Below are 7,562 nucleotides of genomic sequence, written 5' to 3'. Positions count from 1 at the left end.
CCTGCACCGGTTGCGGTGTCCGAGCCGCATGCCGCGCCGCAGCCGGAGCGCTCGTCCGCGCCACGAAATGCGACCCCTTCCATCACCCGCCTCAACCCCGCCGCAGGATCTCCGGGCGAAAGCGTCGTCATCGTACGCGACCCGTCGGCGCTCGGGCAGAGCACGCTGCTCGCGCATCTGCCCGATCCCGAGCTGATCGAGGAAACGAAATTCGGACTGCTGCCCGCGCGGGATGCCGCGGGCCGTCGGCCGTTCGACCACTATGCCCGGCCGTGGTCAGGCGCGCGCGGCGCGCGCATCGCCATTCTCATCGGCGGGCTGGGCATCTCGCAAACGGGCACGCAGGAGGCGATCGGGAAGCTGCCGCCGGAGATCACGCTGGCCTTCGCTCCCTTGGGCAACAGCCTGACACGCTGGATGCAGACCGCCCGGCGCGAGGGGCATGAAGTCATGCTGCAGGTGCCGCTGGAGCCCTTCGACGATTCCGCCGGCGGGTCCGGGCGGCACATGCTCCGTGCGGAGGCCCCGGCAGGAGAGGTTCTGCGCGAACTGCACTGGAATCTGGGGCGGATCACCAACTATATCGGGGTGGTCAATTACATGGGCGCGCGCTTTACGGGGGATGAGGGTGCGATGGCGCTGCTGATGGAGGAGTTGCGGCAGCGGGGCCTTGCCTATCTCGACGACGGGACGTCGGCGCGCAGCCTGGCGGAGGAAATGGCGCGCGAGAAGGGCGTGCCCTTTGCGGCTGCTGACACGGTCATCGACGGCGAACGCACGCGGGACGCCATTCTGGACAAGCTGGATGCACTCGAGCGGACCGCCCGGGCCGGCGGTTTCGCGATCGGCAGCGGCTCTGCGCTCGACGTGACGGTGGATACTGTTGCGGCCTGGGCGGCGGAGGTCCGCAAAAGGGGGATTGAACTGGTTCCGGTCTCGGCCCTGGCGGACGATCCGGAAGAAGATTAGACCGCTTCATCCCGGTGAGACGATCTTGTCCTAGAGACCGTTGCGGCGTCCGTTCTGGAATCGCTCTGGAGAGGTGGAATGGAGAAGGCGAAAGTGAAAGCGGAGGACTTGCCCTATCGCCCCTGCGTGGGCGTGATGGTGCTCAACCCGGAAGGCGCGGTGTGGGTCGGACGGCGCATCGTCGAGGCCAAGGGCGAGATGGACGGGGCCGCGATGCTCTGGCAGATGCCCCAGGGCGGCATCGACGAAGGTGAGGATCCGCTGCAGGCGGCGCGGCGCGAACTCTACGAGGAAACAGGCATCCGCAGCATCTCGCTGCTTGCCGAGACGCCAGGCTGGATCACCTACGAATTGCCCGCCCATCTGGTCGGCGTAGCACTCAAGGGGCGCTATCGCGGGCAGAAGCAGAAATGGTTCGCCTTCCGTTTCGATGGAGACGACAGCGAGATCGCCATCAATCCGCCTCCGGATGGCCACGCGGCCGAGTTCGACGCCTGGGCCTGGAAACCGATGGACGAATTGCCGGGTCTGATCGTGCCGTTCAAGCGGCAGGTCTATGAGGATGTGATCAAGGCGTTTCGTCACCTCGCGCCATAGCCTCCCCTCCCCACAGAGGAAGGGAGACACGGCGACACTTCAGCCTACCGCCATTGGCGAATATCGACGAAATGGCCGGCGATGGCGGCGGCAGCGGCCATGGCGGGGGAGACCAGGTGCGTGCGGCCCTTGAAACCCTGCCGCCCCTCGAAATTGCGGTTCGAGGTCGAGGCGCAACGCTCGCCCGGCTTCAGCCGGTCGTCGTTCATGGCCAGGCACATGGAGCAGCCGGGCTCGCGCCATTCGAAGCCGGCCGCGGTGAAGATCTTGTCCAGCCCCTCGGCCTCGGCCTGGGCCTTCACTAGCCCGGAGCCCGGCACGATCATCGCATTGACGCGCTCGTTGACCCTGCGTCCTTCGGCGATCTTCGCCACTTCGCGCAGGTCCTCGATGCGGCCGTTCGTGCAGGAGCCGATGAATACCCGGTCGAGGGCGATGTCGGTGATCTTTGTGCCCGGGGTCAGCCCCATATATTCCAGCGCGCGCTTCTTCGACTGGCGCTTGTTCTCGTCCGGGATCTCGTCCGGGTCCGGTACCACGCCGGTGACCGAGGCCACGTCCTCGGGCGAGGACCCCCAGGTGACGATCGGCGGCAGGTTGGCCGCGTCGAGCTTCACCACCCGGTCGAAATGCGCACCTTCGTCGGAGCGCAGCGTCTCCCAATAGGCGCGCGCCATCTCCCAGGCTTCGCCCTTGGGTGCGCGCGGGCGGTCCTTGATATAGCGATAAGTGGTCTCGTCCGGGGCGATCATGCCGGCGCGCGCGCCGCCCTCGATGGACATGTTGCAGATGGTCATCCGGCCCTCCATGGAGAGCGCGCGGATCGCCTCGCCGGCATATTCCATCACATGGCCGGTGCCGCCGGCCGTGCCGATCTCGCCGATGATGGACAGGATGATGTCCTTGGCGGTCACCCCTTCCGGGAGCTTGCCGTCCACCTGGATCAGCATGTTCCTGGCCTTGCGCTGGATAAGCGTCTGGGTGGCCAGGACGTGCTCGACCTCCGAGGTGCCGATGCCGTGGGCGAGCGCACCGAAGGCGCCGTGGGTGGAAGTGTGGCTGTCGCCGCAGACGATGGTCATGCCGGGCAGGGTGAAGCCCTGTTCCGGCCCGACGATGTGGACGATGCCCTGACGGCTGTCGGCCTCGTTATAATATTCGATGCCGAAGTCGGCGGCGTTCCTGGCCAGCGCCTCGACCTGGATGCGGCTTTCCTCGTTCTTGATACCGAACTTGCGGTCCGGCGAGGTGGGCACATTGTGATCGACGACGGCCAGCGTCTTGTCGGGATGACGCACCGCGCGGGAAGCCAGACGCAGGCCCTCGAAAGCCTGCGGGCTGGTCACCTCGTGCACCAGATGCCGGTCGATATAGAGCAGGCAGGTGCCGTCCTCCTGCCGGTCGACCACGTGATCGTCGAAAACCTTGTCATAGAGCGTGCGGGGTTTGGTCATTTCGCGAAAACCTTGAATGCGGAGAAACGGAGTTGCCCGGAAGCCGGGCGGAGTCGCCGCTCAGGGAAGTCGGCACAGAAGCGCGCCGGAAATGCGCGCGAAGAAACGTCCCGGCAGGCGCTTCACATCCTGCAGGACGACATTCTTGCAAGCCGATTGTCCAAAGGCTCTTTCCATGGCCGGTGTCATACCAGCGTTTGGCGGCTTGGGCAATTGAAACGCAATGGCCTACTCTTCGGATGGATCCTTGAGTGCCAGATGGACCTCGAGCTGCCGGAGGACGGCAAGGACAAGCGCTCCAAGAAGGCAGGAGAGGGCGGCGACGAGCCACAGGCCCAGGCCGACGGCAAGGCCGATCGCCGCGGCGAGCCACATGCCGGCCCCGGTGGTCAGGCCGCGTACGTGACCGCGCTTGAAGATGATGAAGCCGGCTGCCAGGAAGGCCACACCCGCCGTGATCGCTTCGACAAGGCGGATGGGATCCGCCCGCACGTGCTCCTCGTCGAAGACGGGCATCGAGACGATCTCCACGGATACGATGGCGAAGGTGGTTGAGGCGAGGCAGACAAGCATGTGCGTGCGCAGCCCGGCGGGACGTTCCGCTAGCTCGCGCTCGAATCCCAGAATGCCGCCGAGGAGGATCGACAGCACAAGACGCACCACGATCACCTGCCAGGGCAGTGTCGTCTGCGGCGTGAATTCCTGGAGAAGAACGTCCATGCGGCGGTGAACGCGACGAAGCGCGCGCGGTTCCACTTTGGCGTGTTTGCCGCAATTCCGGACACCGTGACTTCAGGTGCCGTAGGGAGACGCGAGGCCTTCGACCTTGCCGGATCGGCGGCCACCGTATCGTAGAAACACGGTCAGCAAAACGAAAGGAGCGCCCCGAAGGCGCTCCTTGAAGACTTCAAAACAACGAGGAGCGACTACTCGCCCTTGTTCTCGGCCGGCGCGGCCTCCTGGTTGGCCGCTTCATTGTTGGCGGCCTCCTCCGCAGCCTTTTCGGCGGCAAGCGCTTCGGCGGCGGCGACTTTCTCGGCCTCGATCCGCGCCTTCTCGTCGGCGACGGCCCGGCGCTCGGCCTCATTCAGTTTGCGGGCGCGGGCGCCGGTGTTCTCGCTGATGCGGGCGGACTTGCCGCGGCGATCGCGCAGGTAATAGAGCTTGGCGCGCCGCACCTTGCCACGGCGCACGACCTCGACACCCTCGACCAGCGGCGAATATACGGGGAACACGCGCTCCACGCCCTCACCGTAGGAGATCTTGCGAACGGTGAAGTTCTCGTTGAGCCCGGAACCCGAGCGTGCGATGCAGACGCCCTCATAGGCCTGAACGCGGGTGCGGGTGCCTTCCGTGACACGCACTTGAACGCGCACCGTGTCGCCGGGCGAGAAATCGGGAAGGGTGCGCTGCGCGGTAATCTTTTCGGCCTGCTCGGCCTCGAGCTGACGGATAAGGTCCATCGTCCTGTCCTCTTGTTCTGTGACGCCAGAGCGCTCGTCCCGACGACAGTCCTTCGACCGTCTGAAGAGTGCGCTTCAAGGAAGCGCAGGAGCGGATGCACGTTTCTTTGCTTGAATATCCGGCCATGGACCTCCATGGCAGCCTTAATGTGCCGGGCACATACACCATGTGGAGTGGGGAATCAACCGCGGCGGATGTCCAGGCGGAGTGCGAGCGTGATCACCTCGGACGAGCCGATCGCCGTTCAGCACACGCGGCTTGACAGTCGCCAGGCGGAGAACGCGTTGCTGTCCGCGATCGCTTATTCGGAACGATGACCGGTCAGCGGGCGCCGAAGATCATCTCGCGCAGCCAGTGCGACAGCAACTGATCGTACGCCCTGCGGCTCGCCTCGTCCGAAAGTGCGTGATCGGCGCCCGCGATGATGCGGTAGGTGACGGAGCAGGCCTGGACGAAGGATGTGAGATAGCTGGCGATCGCCGGATGAGGAACGATCTCGTCATGTTCCGATTCAACGATAAGCACGTCTCCCGTAAAGCGGCTGCATTCGCGAAGCGCCACGTTGGTGTCGGGCGAAACAAGGAAGCGCCGATAGCTGGCAAGATCCTCCCTGTCGAGCTGTGCTTTCGGCCGGTCCCAGTCTTCGTCCCGGTATAGGGCGGGCACGCGCAGCGCCAGCCATCGGACGGGCCGCCGCGCGGTTGCCACGGTGGCGAGATAGGCGCCATAGCTGCTGCCCACCACGGCGATGGAGGACCGGTCCACCTGCGGCTGCTGTGCGAGCGTGTCATAGGCCGCGCAGATGTCCTGGAGATGGTCTTCCCGGGTCATGGCGTGAATGTCGTTGGTCGATGCGCCGTGGCCGCGCAGGTCGAAGGTGAGGCTGACGAAGCCGAACTGCGAAAGGGCGCGTGCCCTTATGCGGTCCCTTTCCTGGCTGCCGTTCCAGCCATGGACGAAGAGAACGCCGGGCAGCCCGGTCTGCGGCTCGACGAGTTGGCCCGAGAGCAGATCCTGTGCGACAGGGACTTTCAGTGGGCTAACGCGCAAGGACATCCTCCACGAAAGCGTATTTGAGCAGTGGTCCGACCGCGGGGTCCTCGCCATGATAGCAGACCAGGGCGCCCTCCGGAGGTATTTGTCCGGCTCCGTAGACCTCGGTGGACCGCGCACGCACGGCCCGGGCGTCGGGGTTGCGTGAAAGCGCCTCGATGGCGACGATCTCCGCGCCGGTCGCTCCGCCGACGCGCCAGGACTGGTCGATGACTCCCATGGCCGGCGCCGCGCCGGCCAGGCGGCCGGCGGCGACGTCGTAATTGCGCCTGGAGGCGATCAGGCCGGACAGATGCCGGTCCGCCAGTCCGTCGAAACGTGCGGCACAAGCGACCGCCCGCGCCATCGCGGCCGGCAGGTTTTCGGCCGGCAGGTTCTCATACCCGCCCACGGTGGCGGTAAGCTCCGAGCCGCCATAGGCCGCATGGCCCGTATTGTCCGTCGTCAGAAACTGCGTGCCGCAATAGCTGACGGTTAGATGCGGGAGACGCAGCTGACCGACGGAATAGGTGATCACCTGTGAAAGGTCGGCTTCCAAAACAAGGCCATCGCCCGGCGGGTACTGTGCGGCAAGGTGGGTGAGCGCGTCCTCCAGCTCCAAGGCGGTGGCGGCGACCGCCTGGCCATGCCCGCCCGTGCCGTGGACCGGCTTGACCCGGACGGGTCCGTGCGGGCGGAGGATCTCACCTGCCGCGCGGGCATCATCGAGCGAAAAGGCGGTGAAGCCGGGCAGCGTCACGTCGCTGGCCGCCCGGGTCAGCCGTTCCGGCCAGCCCGGCGGGGCCGCCGCCCTTGGCGAGACGAGTGGGTGCAGGATCGCTTTCGTTGCCATGTAGGCCTCCGGCACCCAGCCACCGAGCAAATCGCCCTCGCGGCCAATCCGATAGCGGGATGCCGTCTCGGCGCCACTGAGGGAGGTGCGCGGAATGAGATAGGCGGTCTCGTCGATCTCGAAATTTTCGCAGGCGCCACCGAAGGCGAAGCCGAGCAGGCCGGCAAGCCGCCGGGCCAGCAAGTCGTGCGTTGCTGCCTCGTGCCCATCCTGCACGCATCCGTGCGTGTAGACGGTTCTGCTCGATGAGATTCCGGACATCCGTGAGCTGCGCCTTGCGATCCGTTTACGAGCGCATCGAACGGCGCATGTCCGTGGAAGGTTCCGAAAGGGGCCTGCGGGTGGCGACCGCTGGCCGCGCCGGGGCACGGGCCTTGTGCCGGTTCAGATCCGTTCCAGCACATCCTTCAGGACGACCGCCTGGTTATGGGTGCGATCCTTTGCGGAATAGAGAAGGGTCAGCGGCCGGTCACCGCCCAGCGCCACGATCTCGCGGAGCAGATCCGTTTGCGTCGCGAGCTCGGCGCGGTAGCGGCGTTCAAACTCGCTCCACCGCTCCGGGTCGTGATGGAACCATTTGCGCAGTTCCGTGGACGGGGCGGCCTCCTTCGCCCAGTGGTGGATCTCCGCCTTCTCCTTCGCGATACCGCGTGGCCAGAGACGATCGACAAGGACGCGAAACCCGTCTTCGGGAGCGGGCGCGTCGTAAAGACGCTTGATCTTGATCTGTCGCATACCCCCATGCCTCCGATCAGTGGCCGAAAGCGCTATTTCGGATCCTTGTAGACCTTCCAAAGATCCGGCCGCCGCTCCTTCGTCAGTCGTTCGGCCTCGGCGTGGCGCCATGCCCCGATCCTGGCGTGATTGCCCGACAGCAAGACATCCGGGATCGCGCGGCCTTCAAAGTTGGAGGGCCGGGTGTAATGCGGATGTTCGAGGAGCCCGCTTTCGAAGCTCTCCTCCGCGCCCGAGGCCTGGTTGCCCATGACGCCGGGCAGAAGCCGCACGACGGCATCCAGAAGCACCAGTGCAGCCGGTTCGCCGCCGGACAGGATGTAGTCGCCAACCGAGAGCTCCTCCAGGGCCCGCGCCTCTATGATGCGCTGGTCCACGCCTTCGAAGCGCCCGCAGACGATGACGGCGCCGGGGCCGGCGGCCAGTTCGCGCACGCGCGCCTGGGTGAGCGGCCGGCC

10 protein-coding genes are annotated in these 7,562 nt (G+C 65.9%); 3 read left to right on the top strand and 7 right to left on the bottom strand.

What is annotated here, in order from left to right:
• Both ACFP9U_RS22515 and ACFP9U_RS22510 read left to right on the top strand, forming a co-directional pair.
• The coding region (locus tag ACFP9U_RS22515; RefSeq protein ID WP_378624894.1) for a divergent polysaccharide deacetylase family protein at positions 1 to 969 on the top strand (969 nt) is incomplete at its 5' end.
• A gap of 78 nt (positions 970 to 1,047) precedes the next feature.
• Positions 1,048 to 1,566, top strand: a complete 519-nt coding sequence (locus ACFP9U_RS22510; protein ID WP_378624892.1) for an RNA pyrophosphohydrolase — start codon at positions 1,048 to 1,050, stop codon at positions 1,564 to 1,566.
• 44 nt (positions 1,567 to 1,610) lie between these two features.
• Here the strand turns inward: ACFP9U_RS22510 and leuC are convergent, their stop codons facing one another.
• The 3 genes from leuC to rplS form a co-directional block, all read right to left on the bottom strand.
• Positions 1,611 to 3,020 (bottom strand): 3-isopropylmalate dehydratase large subunit, encoded by a 1,410-nt coding sequence (gene leuC, locus ACFP9U_RS22505; protein ID WP_378624890.1) that lies wholly within the window; start codon positions 3,018 to 3,020, stop codon positions 1,611 to 1,613.
• Between the two features lie 228 nt (positions 3,021 to 3,248).
• The gene (locus ACFP9U_RS22500) at positions 3,249 to 3,740 is read right to left on the bottom strand and encodes an MgtC/SapB family protein (protein ID WP_378624888.1); all 492 of its coding nucleotides are present in this window, start codon (positions 3,738 to 3,740) and stop codon (positions 3,249 to 3,251) included.
• A 206-nt stretch (positions 3,741 to 3,946) separates the two neighbouring features.
• Complete coding sequence (rplS, locus tag ACFP9U_RS22495) at positions 3,947 to 4,483, bottom strand: 50S ribosomal protein L19 (RefSeq protein WP_322453267.1); 537 nt, start codon at positions 4,481 to 4,483, stop codon at positions 3,947 to 3,949.
• 135 nt (positions 4,484 to 4,618) lie between these two features.
• Between rplS and ACFP9U_RS22490 the strand changes: the two genes are divergently transcribed.
• Entirely contained in the window at positions 4,619 to 4,801 is a 183-nt protein-coding gene (locus ACFP9U_RS22490; RefSeq protein WP_322453266.1) for a sensory rhodopsin transducer, read from the top strand.
• A 4-nt stretch (positions 4,802 to 4,805) separates the two neighbouring features.
• Here the strand turns inward: ACFP9U_RS22490 and ACFP9U_RS22485 are convergent, their stop codons facing one another.
• From ACFP9U_RS22485 to trmD, 4 genes are all read right to left on the bottom strand, one after another.
• Positions 4,806 to 5,540, bottom strand: a complete 735-nt coding sequence (locus ACFP9U_RS22485; RefSeq protein ID WP_378624886.1) for an alpha/beta hydrolase family protein — start codon at positions 5,538 to 5,540, stop codon at positions 4,806 to 4,808.
• On the bottom strand, positions 5,524 to 6,630 hold the full coding sequence (locus ACFP9U_RS22480) for a DUF3182 family protein (RefSeq protein WP_378624884.1): 1,107 nt from the start codon (positions 6,628 to 6,630) through the stop codon (positions 5,524 to 5,526). The genes ACFP9U_RS22485 and ACFP9U_RS22480 overlap by 17 nt, the downstream gene beginning before the upstream one ends.
• Before the next feature lie 123 nt (positions 6,631 to 6,753).
• Positions 6,754 to 7,104 (bottom strand): DUF488 domain-containing protein, encoded by a 351-nt coding sequence (locus ACFP9U_RS22475; RefSeq protein ID WP_378624882.1) that lies wholly within the window; start codon positions 7,102 to 7,104, stop codon positions 6,754 to 6,756.
• Between the two features lie 32 nt (positions 7,105 to 7,136).
• The coding region (gene trmD / locus ACFP9U_RS22470) for a tRNA (guanine(37)-N(1))-methyltransferase (RefSeq protein WP_378624880.1) at positions 7,137 to 7,562 on the bottom strand (426 nt) is incomplete at its 5' end.

The sequence above is a fragment of the Nitratireductor sp. GCM10026969 genome (assembly GCF_042660605.1).
Taxonomy (GTDB): Bacteria; Pseudomonadota; Alphaproteobacteria; order Rhizobiales; family Rhizobiaceae; genus Chelativorans.
This window is presented reverse-complemented; position numbering and strand designations above follow the sequence as displayed.